The organism is Photorhabdus sp. HUG-39, from assembly GCF_963878365.1.
GTDB classification, from domain to species: Bacteria; Pseudomonadota; Gammaproteobacteria; order Enterobacterales; family Enterobacteriaceae; genus Photorhabdus; species Photorhabdus kayaii.
In genome coordinates this window covers 63,521-89,517 of record NZ_CAWNWY010000006.1, presented here as the reverse complement: position 1 = coordinate 89,517, position 25,997 = coordinate 63,521, and the positions used below count along the sequence as shown (strand labels likewise).

The following is a 25,997-nucleotide window of genomic DNA, read 5'->3' as shown; positions in this document are numbered from 1 at the left end:
TCCCCACCTAATTTCGTCGTTTTATATGGCATAAAAACCGTAGAGGTGATACCCATGAGCGAACAGAACACGATGACTGAGTTAACCACTTTTAAGCCTAAAAAATCGGTAGCCCTTTCTGGCGTCAGTGCGGGTAACACTGCACTTTGTACAGTTGGAAAAACCGGTAATGATCTGCACTACCGTGGTTACGATATTCTTGATCTTGCAACCCAGTGTGAATTTGAAGAAGTTGCATACCTACTGATCCACGAAAAATTGCCTTCCCGTGCTGAATTGGCTGCCTATAAAACGAAATTAACCGCACTGCGAGGTTTGCCGGGTAGCGTAAAGGACGCACTGGAAACATTACCCGCAGCCGCCCATCCTATGGATGTTATGCGTACCGGCGTCTCCGTTCTGGGTTGTACATTGCCTGAGAAAGACGATCACAACCTCGCGGGAGCGCGTGATATTGTTGACAGATTACTGGCCTCTCTCAGCTCCATGTTGCTCTATTGGTATCACTATAGCCACAATGGACGCCGCATTGAGGTGGAAACTGATGATGTGTCGATAGGCGGGCATTTTCTGCACCTTCTGCATGGTAAAAAACCCTATGAATCGTGGGAAAAGACCATGCATACCTCGCTAATCCTTTATGCGGAACACGAATTTAATGCCTCGACATTTACCAGCCGGGTTATTGCAGGAACTGGCACAGATATTTACTCCGCCATCATCGGAGCGATTGGTGCACTGAGAGGGCCAAAACACGGTGGAGCAAATGAAGTCTCTTTTGAAATTCAACAGCGCTATGAAAATCCTGATGAAGCAGAGAGGGATATCCTAGCGCGACTGGAAAGAAAAGAGATCATTATCGGTTTTGGTCATCCGGTTTACACCATCTCTGATCCGCGTCACAAAGTAATTAAAAATGTGGCTCTGCAACTTTCCAAAGAGGCAGGAACCACCAAAATGTTTGATATCGCGGATCGACTAGAAGCGGTGATGTGGGCCAATAAAAAAATGTTCCCAAATCTTGATTGGTTCTCAGCGGTTTCCTATCACATGATGGGCGTGCCAACGGCGATGTTTACACCGTTGTTTGTGATTGCCCGCACCGCAGGATGGGCTGCTCACATCATTGAACAACGTATTGATAACAAAATTATTCGTCCTTCAGCCAACTATACCGGGCCAGAAAATCGAGTATTTACGCCAATAAGTAAACGTGGGTAACGCTATTTTTGATGCAGAGATTCCTGCATGGGTGTTTTTTTAACAAGGAATTATTATGTCTACCTCTGTTGCAAGCAATCATCCTGAATATGATCAGGTCATTGCGGATATTGTGGATTATGTTATGGAATACGCCATCACATCATCCGTTGCCTATGAAACGGCTTATTACTGTTTTCTGGATACGTTGGGTTGTGGGTTAGAGGCACTGGAATACCCGGCCTGTAAGAAATTACTAGGGCCGATTGTGCCGGGGACAGTGGTGCCCAATGGCGTGCGGGTACCGGGAACCCAGTTTCAACTCGATCCCGTACAGGCGGCATTTAACATTGGTACGATGATCCGGTGGTTAGATTTCAATGACACATGGCTTGCCGCTGAATGGGGACATCCATCCGATAACCTCGGTGGCATCTTGGCAGTGGCTGACTGGCTATCAAGAAATGCTGTTGCTGGTGGGAAAAAGCCGCTCACGATCAAAGATGTTTTGACGGGTATGGTTAAAGCACATGAAATACAGGGATGTCTTGCACTGGAGAATGCATTCAATAAAGTCGGTTTAGATCACGTTGTGCTGGTAAAAGTGGCTTCGACGGCGGTTGTTGCTGAAATGTTGGGGTTGAACCGAGAAGAGATCCTGAGTGCGGTATCATTGGCTTGGGTTGACGGTCAATCACTGCGAACTTACCGTCATGCTCCCAATACCGGCTCACGTAAATCTTGGGCTGCCGGTGATGCAACATCCCGCGCGGTTCGCTTGGCCCTGATGGCGCAAAAGGGTGAAATGGGATATCCCTCGGTATTAACCGCAAAAACGTGGGGATTCTATGATGTCTCGTTCAATGGTCAGCCTTTCAAATTCCAGCGTGCATATGGCTCTTATGTGATGGAAAACGTGCTGTTCAAGATCGCTTTCCCGGCAGAATTTCATGCGCAAACTGCGGTGGAAGCTGCAATGAGCCTGCATCAACAACTGAAAGACGCTGGTAAGACTATCAATGACATTACAAAAATCACTATTCGTACCCATGAAGCTTGTATACGGATTATCGATAAGCAAGGCCCGTTAAACAATCCTGCGGACAGAGACCACTGTATTCAGTACATGGTTGCGATTCCTTTGATCTTTGGTCATCTTACTGCGGCGGATTATGAAGATAGCGTTGCGGCAGATCCCCGCATTGATGCACTGCGGGAAAAAATAGTGTGTGTTGAAGATCTTGATTTTACCCATGATTATCATGATCCGGAAAAACGCTCTATTGCTAACGCATTAACTGTTACGTTTATAGATGGCAGCCAGCTTGATGAAGTCAAAGTTGAATTCCCCATCGGTCATGCTCGTCGCCGTAAGGAAGGCATTCCATTATTGCTGAAAAAATTCAGAACCAACCTGGCACGTCAGTTCCCTGAAACGCAACAGAGGAGAATCCTGTCTGTTTCCCTTGACTGTTCGTTGCTAGAAAACATGCCGGTAAACGAATACCTCGACTTATACGTTATCTGAATTTCCAATACTATCGGCGGCCGCTCTCCCAAGTGCCGCTCTATCATCTACGGCAGCACTAGGAGAGATTATTTTATTCAACGCCTTAAACAAATTGGTAGTGTGGGCCGCCCGGCACGGATTTATTTTGTCTCTCAGCTTCGTGACTGGGCAAGGGTTTACGGAGGTTTTTGTTAAAGAGGAAAGTGGCATTTGAATATCTGAATGATTTCGTTTGTTGAGCACAACTATAACTCTTGTAATTAACTCCGAGGGTTTCTTTCTAATATATTCGTTTTTTTTTGATTAGTGTTTGGCTTTTATTAGTGTTTTGTTTGTGTTAATGTTCAGCCTATGTTAATGTTCCATTTGTACTTTAAATATAAAAAATTATTTCAAGATGTGTTTTACTTTTGCCTTCGTATAAGTTGGCTGGCTATTATTTTTCAACATATATCGAAGTAGAGAATTAAATAGCACAAAGCTAATTGGCTATAATTTGAATGGGGTTATAACCGCAGTGGATTTAAAAATGACATTATGGAATAAAAAAGATATTAGAAATATGCGGAGTTCTATGTTTACAAAACCATTATGTGAATACAAGTCTATCCATACCTATTATAAAGGCAACAATTATAGATAGAAATTACAGGAAATAATTACAGGAAATAATTACAGGTAGCAGAAATGGCTATTTTTTAGAAAAATAGATTAGGGAATAAAATAGTGATATACCCTATGGATTTCAAGATGGATCGCGACGGCAAGGGAGTGAATCCCCGGAGCATAGATAACTATGTGACCGGGGTGAGCGAGTGCAGCCAACAAAGAGGCAACTTGAAAGATGACGGGTATAAACAGATTACTCCGACTTAAATCAATTTGGCTTTTATCTGAATTACTGTGGAGTTATTATGGAAATAGAAGAAATATTTAATAATTATGAGTCTAAAGCTCGTTCATATTGCCGTAGATTTCCCGTAGTATTTAGAAGTGGTATAGGTTCTACCTTAATCGATATAGAGGGTAACAGTTACATTGATTTTTTATGTGGCGCTGGGGCGCTGAACTATGGACATAATAATACAATCATAAAACAACAAATTTTTAAGTATATTCAAGATGATGGTATTATTATGGGGCTTGATTTGTACTCGGAAGCAAAAATGGAGTTTATATCGACATTTGTTGATAAAATTTTGCAACCAAGGCAGCTTGAATATCGTTTACAATTTACCAGTCCTACGGGTACGAGCGTCATTGAATCTGCGGTAAAATTAGCAAGAAAGTATACAAAAAGAGAAAATATTGTTTGTTTTACCAACGCCTTTCACGGTATGACGGGGGTGTCGCTCAGTTTAACAGGTAGTCAACATCATCGCCAACCTGGGTTATATTCTCAGATTACGCGCTTACCATTTGATGGTTATATCGATGGAGAATTTAATTATATAGGATATTTTAGAAAGTTACTTACCGATTCCAGTTCAGGGGTTGATCTTCCCGCTGCGGTAATTCTTGAGACTGTACAAGGAGAAGGCGGATTAAATGTTGCTTCTGTTGAATGGTTGAGAGCGTTGAGAGAATTGACCGAAGAGTTCAACATTCTACTAATCGTTGATGACATTCAATCTGGTTGTGGTCGTACCGGAACATTCTTTAGTTTTGAGCGCGCAAATATTAAACCTGATCTCGTTTGTCTTTCCAAATCTATTGGCGGTATTGGGCTGCCTATGTCTTTACTGCTTATTTCTCCCGATATCGATGTGTGGAAACCGGCAGAAGACAACGGCACATTTCGAGGTAATAACTTAGCATTTGTTGCTTCAAAAGCGATGTTAAATGAATATTGGGGCGACAGCTCTTTTCAGAAAATAATTCAGTATAAGGCTGAATTAATCCGAACGCACTTGAACGCTTTAGCTAAAGAGTATCATGAACTTGTACTGCGAGTTAAAGGGATTGGATTCATGCAAGGTATAGAAATGATGGATTCCTCATTAACACAGTATTTGGTGAAGCATTGCTTTGAAAATGGTTTGATTGTGGAGTTGTGCGGCCCCAATGATGAAGTGTTGAAATTGATGCCTGCCTTGACTATTGATGAAGAGACACTTGTAAAAGGATTGAAGATTATAGAACAGGCTCTCGCCAGTTTAAAAGCGAGGAACAGTGATCACGTCGAAAGTAAAGTTCAAAGGTTACCGGTTAGCAGCAATTATTAGCTAGGAGTGTAGAATTATGAGCCGTGTAGTAGAACTTACTAAGTTTAATCAGCTTGAATTTCATCAGACACTTGCTCGGGGATACGTAATTGTTTACCGAGGATTATTGCAAGACTGGCCTGCGATAAGACAATGGGATGCTAAATACTTTCAAGATAAGTGTCCTCAAATTGACGTTGTGATCAAATTTTTTGATGCAAATGGCGTACGTTCTGAGCAAAACAAAATGTATCGTTATTTAGAAATTCTGAATGCATATAAAAAAGGGGAGGTGGGTAACGATATTCCCTATTGTCATGACATTCCTATCTTTTTACAAGCTCAGCAGTTACTTGATGATGTTAGTGATTTTCCTCTAACTATTTTGCCAAAGCTTTATCGCAATGAATGGTGGAAATTTGTTCAATTTTTTATGTCTCCAGCCGGCGCTATAACGCCACTGCATTTTGATACTTTAAGAACGAACAATCTATTTTTTCAGATAAAGGGAAGTAAAAGATTCTCTTTTATTCCTTGGGAAGAAAGAGATGCTTGTTCTCGTCGAGGGTGGCGCTGGTTTGAGTATAATCCTGAAATTCAGCATGTGGGTGAGATAAACAAATCCACGATTGAGGTGCATCAAGGCGATATATTAATCATGCCAGCGGGTATGCTTCATCATGTAAGAACGTTGACTGATAGCATTTCTTTTAATATCGATTTTCATACTCGATCTTCGGCCCTTGTCAGTTTTAGGAGCATTAAAGAAAAAATGCCGCGTGAAAATTTGTATTACAATTGGCTAAGTTTATGTGGACTTTTGGGATTAATGAAGCGCGAAAATTTTTTCGAGAAGTACCGCCCGTATCTTAATTATATTTCTTAGAAAGCAAGTAGGTTAATTATGAAAGTATCTTTGATTGATGTCGATAAAGACAACTATGAGGATGTAATGTCTCTTGAAGTTGAACCTGGACAGGAAGTTTTCGTCGCGCCAAATTCAGAGTCAATTGTCGAATCACATTTTAATGAATATTGCAGAGCAAGAGTGATCTGCTACGACGAGGAGGTGGTGGGTTTTGCAATGTATGAGCGCTGCGTTAATGAAGGCAAACCCAACGAATATAATCTGTATCGAATGATGATTGATAAGTCTTACCAAAACCAAGGTATTGGCGGAGCGGCGATGCAGTTATTACTGGATGAAATGAAACAGCAGCCTGATTGTCACAGGATTACTGTCTGTTATGACGAAACTAGCGAACGCCATAAATCATTTTATCAACGTTTTGGTTTTGTGGAAGTGGGCTATTATGATGAATATGAGGAAATGCTGGCTGAAATTATTGTTAGGGGATGATTTTAATGAGCTTGTAAATAATAAAAACTAAAAATAACATCTTTCAAAGGGATTATAGTATGTTTCTAGATAAAGTTGAACAGCTTGTTATTCCACTAAATCAACAGCAAAAGGAAATTTATCTTGATCATATAAATAGAGAGGATACCTCAGCGTTCAATATAGGTGGTTATGTTGAGATTAAACAGTCTATTAATATAAAGAATCTCGAATGCGCCATAAAACACACTATCCAAGAACACGCTGTACTTCGATGCTTAATAGTTGATAAGTACTCAATGCCGCATCATGTTGATTCGGATGCGCTAAAAGGTACAGTCGAGTTTGCTCATATTGTTCAAGACCATCACTTTGAACTGTCTCATTTAGATCTTTCGGGTGAAGAAGAGGCGGAATCTAAAGCTTTGGCTATTGTTGAACGGATATTCTCTGAGCCATTTAGATTAGCACAGGATGTGCTTTATCGAGTCGGCTTAATTCAGTTGGCTGCAAATCGTTTCTGGCTATACTTTATTTCTCACCATATCATCATTGATGGTGTCGGTTATGCTAACTGGTTTCGAAGTATTTTCGACGCCTACCAGCAATTGGAACTGGGAAATACGCTTAAAGAAAACACGGGAGTACGGTTTCTCGATCTTGCGGCACAACCGTTACCGGAGAATTATAGTCAGCAACTCGCCAAAGCAGCTAAATACTGGAAAGAGTTGCTTCATCACTTGCCGGATGTGCCTTTCCAATGTAGGAAAGAAGGCTTTGGAACTGCTGATTCAAGAAAAAACAGCAGGCTTGTACACTTTATCAAACCTGATAGATATCAGTCATTTTTAACCAAGGCGAGTCAGTGCAATTTACCCATATCGCCACTTTTTATTACAGCTATTGCTTCTCTAGTAAACCGTATCAACCAAAGTGATGGGGTCCTTATCGGGACGCCTTTACATAATCGTACTACATCAGCTCAACGCAATATGGTTGGTTCGTTTATATCGATGCTACCGGTAATGTGCGTGCAAAATGAGCAGATGTCGGTGGCTGAATCAGTGGCAATGACAGCACGTACTATAAAAAGTGGCTATCGTTATCGCTCTTATCCTTCGAGTGCCTTATATAAGGATTTGTCTTTACGTGCTCAAGGTCGTGAACGTCTTTTTGATATTGTTTTTAACTATCAACAGATTGATTTTGATTTCAGTGCTAGTGGCTTGGATACGGAGACTCATTACCTTAGCCATGGACGTGAAGATATTCCTCTCACCGTTATATTATGTGATTACGGTGACAAGCAAAGCACTCAGCTTCAACTAGATTATCGTCATGATTATTTCTCGTCACATCAGGCTGAACATTTATTGCAAAGCATTATGACTTTGGTTGAACAAATGGTTGCACAGCCTGAAGCGTTATTAACTTCACTTGATCTGGTGAGTAAAGACGTTGAACAGGCGTTATGGCATCTTAGTCAATCGGCTGTGCCAAGAGAAAAACCTGTCTGTCCGACCATCACATTAGTGCATGAGCAAATTGAGCAATATGCAAAACGGCATCCTGATGCCATTGCTATCGAGGATGGCGAACGACAAATGTCTTACGCCGCATTGAACGATAAAGCCAATCAGTTAGCTAACTATTTAATTGAGCAGGGGGTTCGGCCTGATAGCCGTGTTGCTATTTGCTTGCCGCGTTCGAGCGAGATGGTCGTGGCGATGTTGGCGACGCTGAAAGCCGGAGCTGCTTATGTACCTATGGACCCTGATTATCCCGATGCTCGTTTGCAGTTTATGCTGACCGATGCTGAACCTGTTGTTTGCATAACAGTGTCTTCCATTGCGTATCGATTCGCAGCATGCGAGATCACAACACTATTGCTGGATGATGCTCAGCTTAATGAACATTTGGCTTTGCGTTCTGTGGCAAACATATCTGCAAGCAATATTGGCTTACAGTTGGAACATCTGGCTTATGTGATTTATACCTCCGGCACAACGGGGCAGCCCAAAGGGGTGATGGTTGAACATAAACAGTTGAGTCATTTTATTGCACACATTACAGAGTTTTATAGACTGACTGAACATGATAAGTTTTTGCAGTTTTCTTCGGTCAGCTTCGATATTTCCGTGGAAGAATGTTTCGGCTCCTTATGTAACGGCAGCACTCTGGTGTTACGAGCTGATGATATTCATTACGATTTTGATGCATTTTGGGCATTTTGCCGACATCATGAAATTTCGGTGACCAGTTTACCTACCGCTTTTTGGCATCAACTGGTGAATTACAGTCGTCAACCTATTGATTCGTCACTACGTTTAGTGATCTTAGGCGGCGAAATGGTTAAATCGGTTAGTGCTCGCGAATGGTTCGAACGTGGTCCTGCTATCGAACTTATCAACACATACGGCCCGACCGAAACAACCGTAACCGCGTCTGCTTACTGCATGACATCCTTGGCTGATGTCACGGCGATGATCCCCATTGGTAAAGCTAATTATGGCACTCAGCTTTATATATTAGATACGAATTTAAAAAGTGTCCCCTTAGGGTTTCAGGGGGAATTATATATTGGTGGAACAGGTGTAACACGTGGCTATCTTAATCGTGAACAAGATAGCGCGAAGTATTTTGTGGCTAATCCTTTTGGTTCGGGGCGACTTTACCGCACGGGAGATATCGTACGTCAGTTACCCGATGGTAATTTAGAATTTATTGGGCGCAATGATAACCAAGTAAAAATAAACGGTTTTCGTATTGAACCGGAAGAAATCAGCAATCAATTAATGGATTATCCCGGCATTCATGAAGCGGTTGTTTATCCTCGACAGCTTGGCTCTGATGATCGACTGCAATTAATTGCTTACGTTGTTGCTGAAGGAACCATCAATATTAATGCCATTCGTCTGGCGATGAAGAACAAACTGGCTGATTACATGTTGCCTGTTGCCGTTGTGCAGTTAGAAAAATTACCCCTGACACAAAACGGCAAATTAGACTTTAAGCAATTGCCGCTACCACAAAAACAAGATTATAGTCAGCAGGAATTTGTTGCCCCTGAAGGCGAAGCTGAGCGGGTATTAGCACAACTGTGGCAGTCGCTATTAGCTTTAAATAAAGTCAGTCGCCATGACAACTTTTTTGCTCTGGGCGGTCACTCTTTATTAATTATGTCAATGCGAGCAGAGTTGGCTCAACGTGGTTATGAACTGCCTATGCGCACGATTTACCGAACTAACACGCTGGCAGAACTGGCATTACATTTATCTTGTGTCCGTAAGGATGAGGAAACGTTAACTCACCAAGAGGTGGCGGTTAACAAGCTTGCAGAGCATGTTGAACATATCACGCCTGATATGTTGGATATGGTGATTTTGAATGAAAAAGAGATCGCAGTTATTTGCCAACAAGTTGAGGGCGGCGCCAGTAACATACAAGATATTTACCCATTATCGCCGTTGCAGGAAGGCATTTTCTTTCACCATCGAATGAATGAACAGCATGATACTTATATCATTCCCATTCTGATAAAGTTTACTAATGAGCAAAAGCTGACCGCATTTCTACATACGCTTGATAAGATAGTGGCGCGTCATGATATTTTCCGCACCTCTATTCATTGGCATGATTTAACCACGCCAGTTCAGGTTGTTCATCGAACCGCTGCTGTTCCTTTACAATGGCAAGCTGTTGCTCCAGGTTTCTCAGCATTGGAAACGTTGGCGGAATTATCTGCTATTGAACACCACCATATGAAGCTGGATCGTGCGCCTATGATGCAAGCGATTGCGGCCAAAGATACGAAGACCGATGCGTGTTTTCTACTATTAAAGCAACATCATTTATTAAGTGATCATATTTCTGTCTTATTGCAAATTGCAGAAATGCACGCTTTGCTTGAAGATCCAAATGTATTATTGCCCACCCCGGTTCAATATCGTGAGTTTGTTGCTTATTCGTTAAGCGCTAATCAATCCAATAGCGGTGTTGATTACTTTAAAGCTAAACTGTCTGATGTTGCTGAAACCACCGCGCCTTTCGGGTTATTAGATGTTTATAACGACGGATTGAAAATAGAGACTGTCAGAGAATTGGTCGGTCCGCGTTTAGCGCAACAGATTATTGGCCTGTCTATTCAACACCGTATCAGCGCTGCGAATATTTTTTATTTGGCTTGGGCGTTGGTGGTTGCCAAATGCAGCGGTAAATCCGATGTTGTTTTTGGCTCCATGATGTCAGGACGACAGCAAGCTATTCATGGTAGTGATCGTATTCTGGGCATGTTGATCAATTTGTTGCCTATACGCATCAATTTGGCGGATTTGTCGGTAAGCGAAGCATTAAAGCAGATTCATGATGAGCTCATTGAATTAGCTGACTATGAGCATTTTCCGCTTTCCGAGGCGTTGCGTTACAGCGCTTTGCCGGGTGGCACGCCCTTGTTTACCAGTTTGTTGAATTTCAGTCATAAAAGCGAATTAGCTGTTGCCAACCAAAGCCATCATTTTGAAATGATAGACACTAAAGAGTATACCAACTATCCGTTAGAAATGGGTGTTGAGCAACTCGATGATGATTTCATAATACAAGTTCATGTTGAGTCACAAGTCGGGGCGAATAATGTTCTGACGTATATAAGAACAGCATTGGAAGCGATTATTCATACACTTGGTCAAGCTCCGCAAACACCATTGTTGACATTATCCATAACGCCTATTCGCGAACAGCAGCGGATTATTAATGAATTTAATAGTCCTGTCGTTGCTTATGATAAAACAGTGGCGATTCATCAACGCTTTGAACATCAGGTAGTAAAAACACCGGCGGCCATTGCGGCTGTATGTAATACAAATCGCATCACTTATGCTGAACTTAATCAGCGTGCTAATCAGCTAGCTCACTACTTGATAGCACAAGGCGTGGTACGCAATCATATTGTTGCTATCTATGCAGAACGTTCCATTGAGTTTGTCATTGCCATGCTTGGCATTATGAAAGCCGGCGCTGCTTACGTTCCTTTGGACCCCACTAATCCTCCTGAGCGTTTGTCGTATATGTTGGCTGACTCTGGGGTTAATGTGGTTTTAACGCAAAGCCATTTAAATGGGTTAACCTTCAATGGTCAGAAACGTTTTTGGTTGGATGTTGACTGGCCCTCATTGGATCATTACCCAAATACTCACCCGGAGATCGAGTGTTATCCTGATGATCTGGCTTATATGATTTATACTTCCGGTTCTACTGGCAAACCTAAAGGTGCGTTGGTGCACCATGCCGGGGCTTTGAATCATATTGATGCTGAATTTGATGTTCTCGGTTTTATGGGGAGTGATAACCAACTGTTATCACGTAACTTTCTACAAAGTGCAGCTTCTTCTTCCGATGTATCTGTGTGGCAATTTCTGGCGCCTTTGTTAAGTGGGGGCAAAACAGTCATTCTGCCTGATGCGATGGATTTGCCTGAATATGTTCGTGTGTTGCAAGACGAACAAATTCATCTGATTCAAACCGCTCCGTCCGTGTTGAAAATATTGTTAGAACACTTGCTTAGTCAGGGTGAGGCAGCAACGCCATTGCCGGATCTGAAATGGTTAATGATTATTGCTGAACCTTGTCCTGTGCCTTTGGTTAATCGCTGGTTGCAATATTACCCTGAGATTCCGGTGATGAATGGTTACGGGCCTAGCGAAGCATCGGACGATATTACCTATTTTATTATTAACAAACCGCTAGAAGAGCGGGTTAAAAATATTCCTATAGGCAAGCCGTTGCCAAACCTGACCATGTATGTTCTGGATCAACATATGCAAATTCTGCCGACTAATGTTATTGGCGAATTATGTGTGTCCGGTGTTGGTGTGGGCAAAGGTTATTGGAATAAACCTGAAAAAACGGCAGAAAGTTTTAAAGATAATCCCTTCCACACCATGAACGGGCATGGGGCCCGGCTTTATCGCACCGGCGATTTAGGTTATTGGAACGCCAATGGCAATCTCGAACTCATCGGGCGTATTGATAATCAGGTAAAAGTTCGCGGTTTTCGTGTTGAACTGGGGGAAGTTGAGTCGGCTTTGGTGAAGTTACCCCAAGTGGCGGAAGCTGCGGTACTCGTTCATAAAGACAGAACGGGTGAAAATTGCCTGGTTGCTTATCTCGTATTAACTGCAAATGTTGCTCAGGTTGAGCAGATTATTAATAACATTAAGCAGGGATTAAGCCATCACTTACCGGATTATATGATCCCCGGCTACTATGAGATTCTGGATAAGATGCCATTGAATGCGGCGGATAAAATTAATCGCCATGCATTGCCGAAGCCTTGTTTAGTGAATCATCACGTTGAGTGGGTTGAACCTGCCAACAAGATCGAGCGAGCATTAGCCGGTATTTGGCAATCAGTACTCAATGTTAACCGGGTCAGTCGAAACGACAATTTTTTCTACCTCGGCGGCCACTCTTTATTGGTTATTCGGGTCATTTCAAAAATACGTGCAGAACTTGGACGGGAAATTGCCGTTAAAGCTATTTTTGATCATCCAACGCTTGCCGAGCTTGCGGTTATGCTTGAACAGCGGGCGGTGACGACAGTGGATTCGATTCCCAAACAGCCACGAACTGGTGAGTTACTGCCTCTGTCATTTGCGCAAGAACGCTTGTGGATTCTTAGCCAAATTGATCAAAGTAGTGCGGAATACAATATGCCGATTGCATTTGCTGTTGAGGGCGAATTTGATGTTGGCGTAGCTGAACTCGCACTTAATCAAATCATCGAGCGTCATGAAATATTACGTACGGTCTACATTAAGAAAGATGGCAAACCGTTCCAGAAAATTTTATCTGGGAGAAATCTGACGCTTAATTATATTGATTTAACCTGTATGCCTAAGGAGCAACAAAGTCAGCATGTAGCTGAATTAATGGAAAAAGACGCTAAACAAATTTTTGATCTAAGCCGTGATTTAATGATTCGAGCCACCTTTATTCAACGTCAAGTCAATAATGGCGTATTGCTATTTAATGCTCATCATATTGCGTCTGACGGCTGGTCTGAAGATATTCTTACCCATGAGTTTATTGCTTATTATGATGCTTTACGCAATGGGAATAATGTCGACATAAAGGAACTTGATATTCAATATGCTGATTTTGCAGTTTGGCAACGTGACAGGTTGCAAAGTGAGTATTTAGCGTCGCAGATCAGCTATTGGAAGCGGCAGTTGGATGAGATACCACCCGTACACGGTTTACCGCTGGACAGGCCGAGGCCGAAGGTGAGACAACATCAAGGTGCCGTGGTGACAGGCTCATTGCCGGAGGAGACGACGCAAGCACTTGTCAGTTTGGCCAGACAGCATCAACTGACTCCGTTCATGCTGTTCCATGCTGCATTGGCATTATTACTATCTCGTCACAGCAACAGCCATGACATTGTGATAGGTACGCCGGTGGCGAACCGTTTGCAGGCAGAGCTGGAAACGCTTATTGGCTTCTTTGTCAACACCTTGATATTACGCGTGGATACTCGGCACGCGATGCTTAGTGATTACCTTTCTCATGTCAAACAGGTGCATCTGGATGCTCAGGCCAATCAAGACGTGCCGTTTGAACAACTGGTTGAACAGTTACAAGTAACAAGGAGTACAGCATATACGCCATTGTTCCAAATCATGTTGACGACCGATACAGATTATGGACTGGCTAGTGACGTTGGCGAGGTGACCTTCAGCCTGCCGGGAATGAAGCTGAATTCAATAGCTCCGAACCATATCCAAACCAAGTTTGATCTCAATATTGACTTGAGTATTAGTGAACATAGATTGCATTTGCACTGGGTCTATGACACCAGCGTGTTCAGTCATGAACATATTGAGCAGCTCAATGATCACCTGTCACGTTTACTGGTAGGGCTGGCCGAAGCGACGAAGGCCGATGACGATACACGGGTTTCGCTTGCCAGTTTGCCGATGCTGTCAAATGTGGAGATCGAGTACCTGCGGCATACTCTCAATGATACTTATGTAGAATATCCAAAGAACCAATGTATCCATGAGCTGTTTGAACAACAGGCCGAAGAAAACCCCGATAACATTGCGCTGGAGTGCGGTGATCGCCAATTGACTTACAGGCAGCTCAATGAAAAATCCAACCAGTTGGCGCACTATCTGTTGGAACACCACGCTATTGAACCGGATACGCTAGTCGGTTTATGCGTGGCGCGTTCACTGGAGATGGTAATTGGCATTTTGGCGATCCTCAAGGCGGGGGGAGCTTATGTGCCGCTGGACCCAAGATATCCTCAGGAACGTTTGGGTTACATGTTGGAAGATGCTCAGCTTGAGGTGGTGCTGATCCAATCACATCTGGAGCAGGTACTATCAGGCTTCAATGGTCATCGGGTGATATTAGATAACCTTGGCTGTGCGAATGGTCAAATCAGCACGGCATACCGCCACTACCCTACCACTAATCTGGATAAGCATTCATTGGCGTTGACTGCCGGTCATCTGGCCTATGTAATTTACACCTCAGGATCAACGGGTAAACCTAAAGGGGTGATGATTGAGCATAGTAATACAATTGCCATGCTCAGTTGGGCTTGTTCGCAATATACCAAGGAGGACATTGCTTGTGTTCTCATGTCAACGTCTCTGAACTTTGATTTATCAATATTTGAACTGTTTTTACCTTTAGTCTCGGGTACACGGGCGTGTATTGTTGAGGACATTCTGGTTCTACATCAAGGCATTGACCGCAAGGTGACTCTGATAAATACAGTACCTTCGGCAATGAACTCTCTGGTTGAACAAAATGCGATACCGAAGGGGACTCGGGTTATTAATTTGGCCGGCGAGGCGTTATCTGCAAATTTGGTCAATGCAATATATGAGAAAAATCAAGGTGTAACAGTTTATAACTTATATGGACCGTCAGAGGATACGACATATTCTACTTGGGCGAAATTGGATTCTCCCGTGCACACCACACCGGCTATTGGCAGGATTATTAGCAATAGTCAGGCTTATATTTTGGATAAAGAGCAGCAACTTGTGCCTTACGGCTCTACGGGGGAGCTTTATATCGGCGGCGCGGGCTTAGCCCGTGGTTATCTCAATCGTCCTGAACTCACGAAGGAACGCTTCGTTGCCAACCCATTGCATGATCTGACCAATATCAATAGTAGTGAGCGTTTGTATAGAACCGGCGATTTGGTGCGCTACCTGTCAGACGGTAATTTGGAGTTCGTTGGTCGTATTGATGATCAGGTGAAAATCCGTGGTTTCAGAATAGAGTTGGGTGAGATTGAGTATCAACTCAATCAGCAGGCCGGAGTGAACTCGTCTCTGGTGCTGGTCAAGACAACTTTGACAGGCGACAAACAACTGGTTGCCTATATCAAACAGGTATCGGATAAGCTGACGAATGAGAGGGAGCGTGCAGAGGAATGGCAGCAGGCTCAAACTCAGTTTATTCAGGGTATCAAATCTGCATTAGCCAAATCCTTGCCAGACTACATGATACCGTCAGTCATGGTGGTGGTTGAAGAATGGCCGTTGACGCCTAATGGCAAGATTGACCGTAAGAGGCTGCCTGAACTCAATACAGAGCATGATAAAAGCGATAATTTTATTGAACCGGTTGGTGAAACGGAAATCTCTTTGGCGGCAATTTGGCAAAGGGTACTGAATGTCAAACAAATATCGCGTAACGATAACTTTTTTGAACTAGGCGGTCACTCATTATTGGCAATCAAATTAGTCACGGAAATCAATGCTGCATTTGTCATTGAGCTTGGTGCTATGCAGGTTTTCCAGACACCTCTCTTGCATGAGCTTGCAGAATTAATCTGCAACCAGCAATTACAAGGACAAATCCAAAGTGAGCTTGAAACGGCAGGTGAAGAGGGGTGGTTATGATGGACATGTTTAAATTAGTTAAAGATGCTTATGAGCAGGGTGTATTGCTATTCAGTAAAGAGGGTAAGTTAGGGTTTAAGCTAAAAGGGGCTGACTTCCCTGATGAACTAAAAGCCAGGATTAAAGCACACAAAGCTGAGCTGATTGATTTTCTCGATAAAGGCAGAGTGGATATCCCTGGTAATGAAATGGTGATTGAACCGGCTCTTCGAACCCAAGAGTTGCCACTAAGTTCTTCACAGCAACGGATCTGGTTTATCGAGCAGTTTGGCGGTGGGAGTACCGCCTACAACATGGTGTCAGCCTATACGGTAAGTGGTGAATTTGAATTGGCGGCGGCGAATCTGGCCTTGCAAACCATCATAGATCGACACGAAGTGCTGCGTACTGTTTACCACAGCGATGAAAATGGAACCTGGCAGGTTATCAAGCCGGAGTGGTCATTCGAGATAGCCCAATCAGATATCCATGATATAGGCGAAGCCGGGCAAGAGGCGTGGGTTGAGCAGGCCATTCAGGATGAAATGACCTACCGATTTGATTTGGCTCAGGATGTGATGGTGCGTTGTCGCTATATCAGCACTTCGATGAAGCAGGGCGTACTGTTATTTAACATGCATCATATTGCTTCCGATGGTTGGTCGATGGGGATATTGGTTAAAGAGTTTGTGAGCTTGTATCAGGCTTATCGCCAAGGTCGGGCTAACCCGTTTAACCCGTTACCGGCGCTGGAGATTCAGTATGCCGATTATGCGGTCTGGCAGCGCAGCCCGGAGAGAGAAGCTCAGTTAGCGGCAGGGTTAGCATATTGGCAGCAACAGTTGTCGGATTTACCCCCAGTACACGGGATGCCTCTGGATTACGCGCGACCAACCAATCAAACCAGTCATGGCGGCAGTTATGAATTTAGCCTGAACAACGCGGTTAGCAGAGGGTTGCAGCAACTGGCGCTGGCGCAGGGTTGCACTCTTTTTATGGTATTGCATGCGGCGTTTACGGTACTGCTCGGTCGCCACGGCGGGCAACGGGATATTGTGGTAGGAACCCCAGTAGCTAACCGTTTGCAGATATCATTAACGCCGTTGATAGGCTGCTTTATGAATACGCTGGTGTTGCGCAGCGAGTGTGATCTCGAACAATCATTCATCGATTACCTAGGCTCGGTCCGGGAGATAAACCTGACTGCCCAGCGGCATCAAAATGTCCCATTTGAGTTATTAGTGGAGCGATTGCAGCCGGAACGCAGCACCAGTTATTCACCGTTATTCCAAATCATGTTTTCTATGAATACGAATGACCGTGTGGCATTGCAACTGGAAGGGGTAAGTTTGCAGCCGCGGCCAGAACAGACCCGTAATGCGATGTATGAATTGACGTTAGAGGCCCAGCAAACAGAGGAAGGTCTGACTTTTAGTTTCGAGTACAACACGGATTTGTTTGCAGAGGAGACAATAAAGCGGCTGGCGGCGCGTTTTACGACTTTGCTGATGGGCATAGTGGCCTCTCCGACCGAAAAGCTTGGTGATTTGGCGCTGTTGCCGCCGGAAGAGCAGGATTATCTGCTGCACAATTTGAACCAGACCGCAGCAGAGTATGACCGTAGCCAATGCATTCATGAGCGGATAGAAGCATTTGCTGAACGAACGCCGGATGCCATTGCGCTGATCTTTGGCAACCAACAGTTGACTTATGCTCAACTCAATGCTCGCGCTAATCAGTTAGCGCATCAATTAAGAGCTCAGGGCGTTTCAACGGGTGGACGAGTTGCGGTGTTGTTGCACAGAGGCATCGACATGGTTACCGCACTATTGGCAGTGATGAAAGCAGGCGCTGCGTATGTTCCGGTTGATCCCAGCTTTCCTGCCGACAGAGTGCGGTATATGCTGAGCGATGCGGAGCCACAATGTATTATAAGCAACCGCGAATGTGCACCTCGATTAGTCGGTTTTGCGGAACTCACCTGCTTACTGGATCACCTTGATCTTAGCCAATCACCCACCACAAATATTCCTAAACAGTCGATCAGTTTAGCCGCATCTGCTCTGGCCTACGTGATTTACACCTCGGGTTCTACGGGCAAGCCCAAAGGTGTTATGGTCAGCCACTCTGCGGTTAATAACTTCTTGATCTCAATGCAAGATAACTTGCAGTGTGTGGCACAGGACAATATTTTAGCCATCACGACGATTTCCTTTGATATTGCAGTGTTAGAGCTCTATCTGCCTTGGCTGTCTGGTGCCGCTTGTGTAGTGGCGGCGCAGCAGGATGTGACTGATCCCGCCAGGCTGATTGCGCTACTCGAACAACATAACATTTCGTTGTTACAAGCCACGCCAACAACGTGGAATATGTTGCTTGAATCGGGCTGGCAGGGGCGCTCGTCGTTAAAAATGATCAGTGGTGGCGAGGCTTTGCCATTAGCGACAGCAACGGCATTATTGAGCAAAGGCAACGCGCTCTGGAATATGTACGGACCGACGGAAACCACGGTTTGGTCAACCATTGAGAAACTGGACGCACAACGGCTTGAGCAGCAACTTGTTACTATCGGGTTACCGTTAAACAACACCACGATTTATTTACTTGATGAACAATTAAAGCCGGTGCCTTTTGGGGCGGTGGGAGAGTTATACATCGGCGGTGATGGGCTTGCTGAAGGCTATTTTAAACGAGCAGATCTGACTGCTGAGCGATTCATTAACCTGACATTCTCTGACGGTTTAACCGCTAAGGTTTATAAAACGGGTGATCTTGCCCGTTACACTACCGAGGGTTCACTTGTCTATCTGGGCAGAAATGATTACCAAGTGAAATTACGGGGCCATCGAATTGAACTTGGCGAAATTGAACAGGTTATTAACCTGTTTCCACAAATAACCCGTTCTGTTGTGGTTGCGCTAAACGATCAGCAAACACAACAGTATCTCGTGGGTTATGTGGTCGCCGAGCAACAAATTGATATTGATGCGCTACGTCAACATCTTGAACAGAAATTGCCAGCCTATATGTTGCCTAGGGCAATTATTCAGCTCGAAACATTGCCACTGACGTTAAATAACAAGATTGATCGCAAAGCGCTTCCGGCACCGCAAGACAGTGATATCGCGATTAAAGCCAGTACGCCACCTATCGGCGAGACAGAAGAAGCACTGGCAGCTATTTGGTGCGAAATGCTCGGTATTGAGCAAATAGGCCGGGATGACAACTTTTTTATGGCTGGAGGCCACTCATTAATTGCGACTAAGGTGATCACAAAGGTTAATGAGCAGTGTCAATGCCATTTACAGGTAAGAGATATCTTTGAGGCTGCAACAGTGGCTTTACTTGCAGAAAGAGTGCCTTATGCAGCGTCGGATAAGCGTTATCTGACGATTCCTATTATTGAACGCAAGACAAATTTATTACCGCAATCTTATGCTCAACAGCGGATCTGGTTTATTGAGCAGTTTGGCGGTGATAGCACCGCCTACAACATGGTGTCAACCTATACGGTAAGCGGTCAATTTGAACTGGCGGCCGCGAATCGGGCTCTGCAAACCATCATAGATCGGCACGAAGTGCTGCGTACTGTTTACCACAGCGATGAAAATGGAACCTGGCAGATTATCAAGCCGGAGTGGTCGTTTGGGATAGCTCAATCGGATATCAGTGATATAGGCAAAGCTGAGCAAGACGCACGGATTGAACAGGCCATTCAGCATGAAATGACCTACCGATTTGATTTGGCACAGGATGTGATGGTGCGTTGTCACTACATCATCACCTCGATGGAGCAAGGTGTGCTGTTATTTAACATGCATCATATCGCTTCTGATGGCTGGTCAATGGGGGTATTGGTTAAGGAATTTACGAGTTTGTACCGGGCTTATCGTCAAGGCCGAACTAACCCGTTACCGGCGCTGGAGATACAGTATGCCGATTATGCGGTCTGGCAACACAGTGCAGAAGGAGAATCTCAGTTAGCGGCAGGGTTAGAATATTGGCAGCAACAGTTGTCGGATTTACCCCCGGTACACGGAATGCCTCTGGATTACGCGCGACCAGCCAACCAAACCAGTCATGGCCGCAGTTATGAATTTAGTCTGGACAATGAGGTTAGCAAAGGGTTGCAGCAACTGGCGCTGACACAAGGGTGCACTCTTTTTATGGTGTTGCACGCGGCGTTTACGGTACTGCTCGGTCGTCACAGCGGGCAACGAGATATTGTGGTGGGAACCCCGATAGCTAACCGTTTGCAGACATCATTAACGCCGTTGATAGGCTGTTTTATCAATACGCTGGTATTGCGCAGCGAATGTGAGCTGGAGCGATCGTTTATCGATTACCTGAGATCGGTCCGGGAGATAAACCTGTCTGCCCAGCGGCATCAAAATGTCCCGTTTGAGTTATTAGTGGAGCGGTTGCAGCCGGAACGTAGCACCAGTTATTCACCGTTGTTCCAAATCATGTTTTCTATGAATACGAATGACAGTGTGGCGCTGCAATTGGAAGAGGTCAGTTTGTGTCCGAGGCCGGAGCAGACCCGCAATGCGATGTATGAGTTGACACTGGATGCTAGCCAGACAGAGGAAGGTCTGACTTTTAATTTCGAGTACAACACGGATTTGTTTGCAGAAGAGACAATAAAGCGGCTGGTGGTACGTTTTACGACCTTGTTGATGAGCATAGTGGCTTCTCCATCCGAAAAGCTTGGCAATTTGGATCTGTTGCCACCGGAAGAGCAGGATTACCTGCTGCATCGTTTGAACCAGACAGCAGTGGAGTATGACCGTAGCCAATGTATCCATGAGCGGATAGAAGCGTTTGCTGAACAAACGCCGGATGCCATTGCGTTGGTCTTTGGTGAACAACAGTTGACTTATGCACAACTTAATGCCAGAGCCAATCAGTTGGCACATTATTTGGTTGTTCAGGGCGCCAAACCGGATTCAATGATTGCGATATGTATTGAGCGAAGTATTGACATGATTGTGTCGGTACTTGCCATCTTGAAATCGGGTAGTGCTTATTTACCGCTCGATCCTGCCTATCCGCAAGAAAGGCTTGCTTATATTATTGATGATGCACAGCCTTTGATGGTGATAACCAACAGCCATAACCAGAAATTATTGCCTGAAAACAGTCCATTTAGCATTGATGTGACGACAACCTCGTTTGCCGGGCTTTCAACCGATAATATTCCCGCCACTGAATTAAGTTTGTGTTCTACCCACTTGGCCTATGTTCTCTATACCTCAGGTTCTACGGGCATGCCGAAAGGTGTGATGATTGAACATCAGGCATTGGTGAATCTGGTGGTGGGGCTTGCGGATGCCTATCTTTATTCAAAGCAGGATCGGGTACTGCAATTTGCCGCCCTCAGTTTTGATATGTCTATCGAAGAGATATTTGGCGCCCTTGGTAATGGCAGTACTTTAGTCTTACGTGGCGAAGATTGGTTGATGGATGTCGCCACTTTCTGGCAAAGATGCCGGGAATACCAGATCAGCGCGGTGAATTTGCCAACCACGTTCTGGCACGAAGTAGTCAGTGAAGAGACGGTATTGGTCCCTGAGCATATTCGCCAAATCAGTGTCGGAGGCGAGCAGATTAAGCCGGATAAAGTGGTTGCATGGTACCGGCGACCGGGGCATTTACCCCGTTTAGTCAATGCCTATGGGCCAACGGAATACACGGTCAATACTTGCATTGCCTACGATTTTCAGGGAGACACCCTCAGTATTGGGCGGCCAATTCAAAATACGGCCATCTTCTTGTTGGACAAAAACCAACAGCTTGTGCCTTTTGGCGCTGTTGGGGAAATTTGTGTCGCGGGTGACGGCGTTGCGCGGGGCTATATCAACAAAGAGCAATTAACCCGTGAACGATTTATGGATAATCCTTTTACAAGCCGCTATCCAAAGCTCTATCGAACCGGCGACTTGGGACGTTACTCACTGGCCGGGGATATTCAATATTATGGGCGTGATGACCATCAGGTTAAGATCCGTGGATTCCGTATTGAGTTAGGGGAGATAGAAACAAGGTTGCGCAGCTTGCCGACAATTCGCGATGCGGTTGTCATTGCTCGGGAGGATGAACCGGCTCACAAGTATCTGGCGGCCTATATCACCCTTGATGGTCAGCAGAAAATTGCTGAGATCCGACACCTATTAAGTCAGCAATTACCGAGCTATATGGTCCCCGCCGCTTTTGTGGTGCTAGAGGAAATACCGCTTACCGCCAACCGTAAAGTGGATCGTAAAGCGCTCCCTAAACCAGATTTTGTTGCTCAGGGAGAAATTGAATATATCGCGCCGGCCACTGAACAGGAGACACTGCTAGCTGAAATTTGGCGAACACTGTTTGGATTGGTGCAAGTCAGTGCTGTTGCCAACTTCTTTGAGTTGGGTGGACACTCGTTGTTGAGCATGAAGATGCTATCCCATCTTAAAAAGCAGGGTTATCGATTGGATATTCGAGCCTTATTTGAATACCCGAAATTGCGGGATATGGCGAAACAACTACAGGCAATTGAGCAGGAATCACCGCTGTTAACAGCCCATGAAGCACTGGAAAGTAGGGTTTCCCTGTCAGAAACTGAGCGGGCCTTGATCGTATCTCAGTCGCCGGGAGGTGAGCAAAATATTGTTGGCATTTATCCTTTGGCGCCATTACAGGAAGGGATCTTGTTCCATCACATGATGTGTGAGCAATCTGACCTTTATGTGACGCCGATGCTGTATTCATTTCCGTCAAACACCGCGATGGAAAGCTTTATTGGCGCATTGGATAAAATAGTACAGCGGCATGATGCGCTGCGAACCGGAATTTTTTGGAAAGGCATTGATGAACCGGTGCAGGTTATCTACAAAGAGGCACCATTGCCGGTGGTTGACATCGATTTGAGGGATGATGTTGATATCCAGCAGCAGTTAGCGCAGTTTATGGAACCATCACAACAATGGATGGATGTTACTCAGGCACCGTTGGTCAGAGTAACCCGGTTTATCGACCGCCAGCAAAAACAGCGCTATGTCATGGTGCAGGAGCATCACCTGATAAGTGATCATGTGTCATTGGAGATTATTCAAGAAGAGTTGCTGGCTATCTTGGCAGGTGATGAAAAATCACTGCCGGCAGCGTTGAGTTATCGGGAGTTTGTCCTAAACGCTATCAGCCAAACCGACACGAAAGCGGCGCGGCAGTTTTTTACCGAGCAGTTGGCTGGGGTTGATGAAATCACGGCACCCTTTGGGATCACAAGTGGAATGGTTGACAATAACTTATTCACTGAAATCCAAGTTGGCTTGCCTGCGGATTTATCCGCACAGATTCGTCGGTCTTCTTCTGCCTGGCGGATAAGCCCAGCGCTTATTTTTCACATGGCATGGGCATTGGTTCTGGCAAAAACCAGCGGCACTAAAGATGTCATATTCGGTACTGTATTATCTGGTCGCTTGCAAGGGGTTGATCATGTTGAGCGAGTCGTTGGTTTATTCGTCAATACCTTGCCGCTGCGTGTTGATTTGAGTCAGTTGAGCGTTGATCAGTTAATGCAGGAAATGCAACAGAAACTGGTTAGCTTGCTACAATTCGAGCAAGTACCGACTGCGATTGCTGAACAGTGTAGCAAATTGGCCGGTTCTAGCCGTTTATTCGACAGTATCTTGAATTACCGTCACTCCGAAGTGAGTGGCGAGACAAGTGAGCTTAACCAGCTTTGGCAAAAAACCGGCATTGAGTTAGTTAATGTAAAAGAACGTACCAATTACCCGATTACCCTATCCATTGACGATTTTGGTGATGATTTTTCTGTTGCAGCCCAAATTGACAGTCGATTTGATGCTGAACGCTTGGTGGTGTATCTCATCAATGCTAGCAGGCAACTTGTTGCTGCTTTACAAAGTCAGGAACAGGTTGCCGCACTGTCACTCGACATCCTTGATGCTGAGGAACGAGCGTTCCTGCTGCATTCGTTAAATCAAACGGTATTACCGTATGACAACTCACTCACTCTGATTGATAGATTTGAAGCCCAAGTTAAGGCGACTCCCGATGAGATTGCGTTGAATTTTAATGGCGAGACGATGACGTACTGTGAGTTAAATCAACGAACCAATCAACTCGCGCAGTCTCTCCTGAACCGGGGGGCGAAAGTGAATACTCCCGTCGTGATGTTTATTGAACGCTCCTTCGAGATGGTCATCACTGTTATCGCCATCTTAAAAACGGGTGCCGGTTATGTGCCACTGGATACCTCATTACCGACAGAACGCTTAAACATCATTCTTAGTGATCTGTCTGACGAGATCTTAGTCACGACGTGCGCCTTGAACGATAGGATTGCGGTAAAACGCCAGAAAATGGTGTTATTGGATGACCCTTGCACAGCAGAGATACTGGACAAACAGCCAATCAGTAATTTGGCTATCGAATCCTCTTTGGATGACCTCGGTTATGTGCTCTATACCTCAGGTTCAACGGGTAAGCCTAAGGCGATTGAAATGCCACAGCGGGCGCTGAGCAATTTATTACAAGGTATTAGCCAGCTTGAACCCGCGCTTGCGGGGCCGAACCGTTGGTTACAATTCTCATCAATCGGTTTTGATCTCAGTTTTGAAGACATATTCATGCCGCTGTTGTCCGGGGGATCAGTACAGCTTATTGATAAATCGACTCAGTTGGATATTAGGCTGCTCGCGAAGCAAATCCAGCAGGCGCAACTTCAAGTTCTGAACTTACCTTATGTGGTATTGCAGAATTTGGCTGAATATAGCGGTGTCAATGGGCTACAGTTCCCTGAATTAAAGGTGATTGTTTCGAGCGCTGAAAGGCTCAAAATCACGGCGGCCATCAGACAATTTTTCACGACACATCGTCACTGTACGTTAGTGAACCACTATGGCCCGGCAGAGACTCATGTCGTAACGTCTAAGACATTACAGGGAGAACCTGCTTCATGGCCTGATTTGCCGACGATTGGCCGATCATTGCCTAACGTGGCTGGTTATATTTTGGATGAGTATTTGCAGCCTGTCCCGATGGGCGCCATCGGCGAACTGTATTTGGCAGGGGACTGTTTATCAAGAGGCTATTATCAGCAGCCCCAGCTTACCGCAGAGCGTTATCTTGATTGCGATTGGGTTTTTGGGAAACGAGTGTATCGAACCGGGGACTTAGCCAGCTTTCATCAAAACGGTGAAATCAACTACTTTGGCCGCAACGACCATCTGGTCAAGATCCGTGGGTTCAGAATTGAACTCGGTGATATCGAAGCCCAATTGAGTAAGTTCGATGGAATAACCGGAACCGTAGTCATTGCTATTGATACAGAAGCCGGTGATAAGCAGCTTATCGCTTATTTTATCGCGGCTAACCCATTGGATTTATCCGAAATTAAAACCTATTTATCGGCTAGCTTACCTGATTACATGTTGCCATCTGCGTATGTGCAGATGGCGGCTTTTCCGCTGAATACCAATGGCAAAGTGGATCGCAGCCGCCTTCCACAACCTGGAGCAGATAACTTTGTAAAAGCCAGATACATCGCGCCAGTGACTGAACTGGAACAAAGCGTTGCGAAAATTTGGCAGGGGTTGTTGCAGCAAGACAGGGTAAGCATGGCCGACAGCTTTTTTGATTTAGGTGGTCATTCCTTATTAGCTATGAAGCTAATTTCTCGCATTGAACAGGCATTTTCCGTTGGCGTACCGATTGCGATCGTGTTTGAGAGATCAAGATTAGAACAGTTATGTGATTGGCTTGAAAAAGAAATGGTTATTCAACGTAACAAGTCAATTGGGGCTGTAGTGGAAGAATATGAGGTAACCGAGTGGTGA

General features: G+C 44.8%; 8 protein-coding genes. All 8 read left to right on the top strand.

What is annotated here, in order from left to right; all coding sequences use genetic code 11:
• The first annotated feature begins 54 nt into the window (after positions 1-54).
• The 8 genes from prpC to AAC155_RS06230 all read left to right on the top strand — a co-directional run bounded on the left by prpC (position 55) and on the right by AAC155_RS06230 (position 25,997).
• The gene (gene prpC / locus AAC155_RS06265; protein ID WP_113041440.1) at positions 55-1,221 is read left to right on the top strand and encodes a bifunctional 2-methylcitrate synthase/citrate synthase; all 1,167 of its coding nucleotides are present in this window, start codon (positions 55-57) and stop codon (positions 1,219-1,221) included.
• 55 nt (positions 1,222-1,276) lie between these two features.
• A complete protein-coding gene (locus AAC155_RS06260; RefSeq protein WP_113041439.1) occupies positions 1,277-2,728 on the top strand; it encodes a bifunctional 2-methylcitrate dehydratase/aconitate hydratase in 1,452 nt (483 codons plus the stop codon).
• A 732-nt stretch (positions 2,729-3,460) separates the two neighbouring features.
• The gene (locus tag AAC155_RS06255; protein WP_262405122.1) at positions 3,461-3,586 is read left to right on the top strand and encodes a hypothetical protein; all 126 of its coding nucleotides are present in this window, start codon (positions 3,461-3,463) and stop codon (positions 3,584-3,586) included.
• Between the two features lie 38 nt (positions 3,587-3,624).
• The gene (gene ectB, locus AAC155_RS06250; RefSeq protein ID WP_191214776.1) at positions 3,625-4,935 is read left to right on the top strand and encodes a diaminobutyrate--2-oxoglutarate transaminase; all 1,311 of its coding nucleotides are present in this window, start codon (positions 3,625-3,627) and stop codon (positions 4,933-4,935) included.
• A 16-nt stretch (positions 4,936-4,951) separates the two neighbouring features.
• Positions 4,952-5,800 carry a cupin-like domain-containing protein gene (locus tag AAC155_RS06245; RefSeq protein WP_113041438.1) on the top strand — a complete coding sequence of 283 codons (849 nt, stop codon included), beginning with the start codon at positions 4,952-4,954 and terminating at the stop codon, positions 5,798-5,800.
• 18 nt (positions 5,801-5,818) lie between these two features.
• Positions 5,819-6,274 (top strand): GNAT family N-acetyltransferase, encoded by a 456-nt coding sequence (locus AAC155_RS06240; protein ID WP_113041437.1) that lies wholly within the window; start codon positions 5,819-5,821, stop codon positions 6,272-6,274.
• Positions 6,275-6,333: 59 nt separating this feature from the next.
• Entirely contained in the window at positions 6,334-16,176 is a 9,843-nt protein-coding gene (locus tag AAC155_RS06235; RefSeq protein WP_113041436.1) for a non-ribosomal peptide synthetase, read from the top strand.
• Positions 16,173-25,997: a non-ribosomal peptide synthetase gene (locus tag AAC155_RS06230; RefSeq protein ID WP_229015561.1), complete on the top strand. Its 9,825-nt coding sequence runs from the start codon at positions 16,173-16,175 to the stop codon at positions 25,995-25,997. Before AAC155_RS06235 ends, AAC155_RS06230 begins: the two co-directional genes overlap by 4 nt.

What these genes read in the sequence shown, in the direction of transcription:
- prpC (WP_113041440.1), top strand. Translation starts at nt 55, where the DNA reads ATGAGCGAACAGAACACGATGACTGAGTTAACCACTTTTAAGCCTAAA.
- AAC155_RS06260 (WP_113041439.1), top strand. Translation starts at nt 1,277, where the DNA reads ATGTCTACCTCTGTTGCAAGCAATCATCCTGAATATGATCAGGTCATT.
- AAC155_RS06255 (WP_262405122.1), top strand. Translation starts at nt 3,461, where the DNA reads ATGGATCGCGACGGCAAGGGAGTGAATCCCCGGAGCATAGATAACTAT.
- ectB (WP_191214776.1), top strand. Translation starts at nt 3,625, where the DNA reads ATGGAAATAGAAGAAATATTTAATAATTATGAGTCTAAAGCTCGTTCA.
- AAC155_RS06245 (WP_113041438.1), top strand. Translation starts at nt 4,952, where the DNA reads ATGAGCCGTGTAGTAGAACTTACTAAGTTTAATCAGCTTGAATTTCAT.
- AAC155_RS06240 (WP_113041437.1), top strand. Translation starts at nt 5,819, where the DNA reads ATGAAAGTATCTTTGATTGATGTCGATAAAGACAACTATGAGGATGTA.
- AAC155_RS06235 (WP_113041436.1), top strand. Translation starts at nt 6,334, where the DNA reads ATGTTTCTAGATAAAGTTGAACAGCTTGTTATTCCACTAAATCAACAG.
- AAC155_RS06230 (WP_229015561.1), top strand. Translation starts at nt 16,173, where the DNA reads ATGATGGACATGTTTAAATTAGTTAAAGATGCTTATGAGCAGGGTGTA.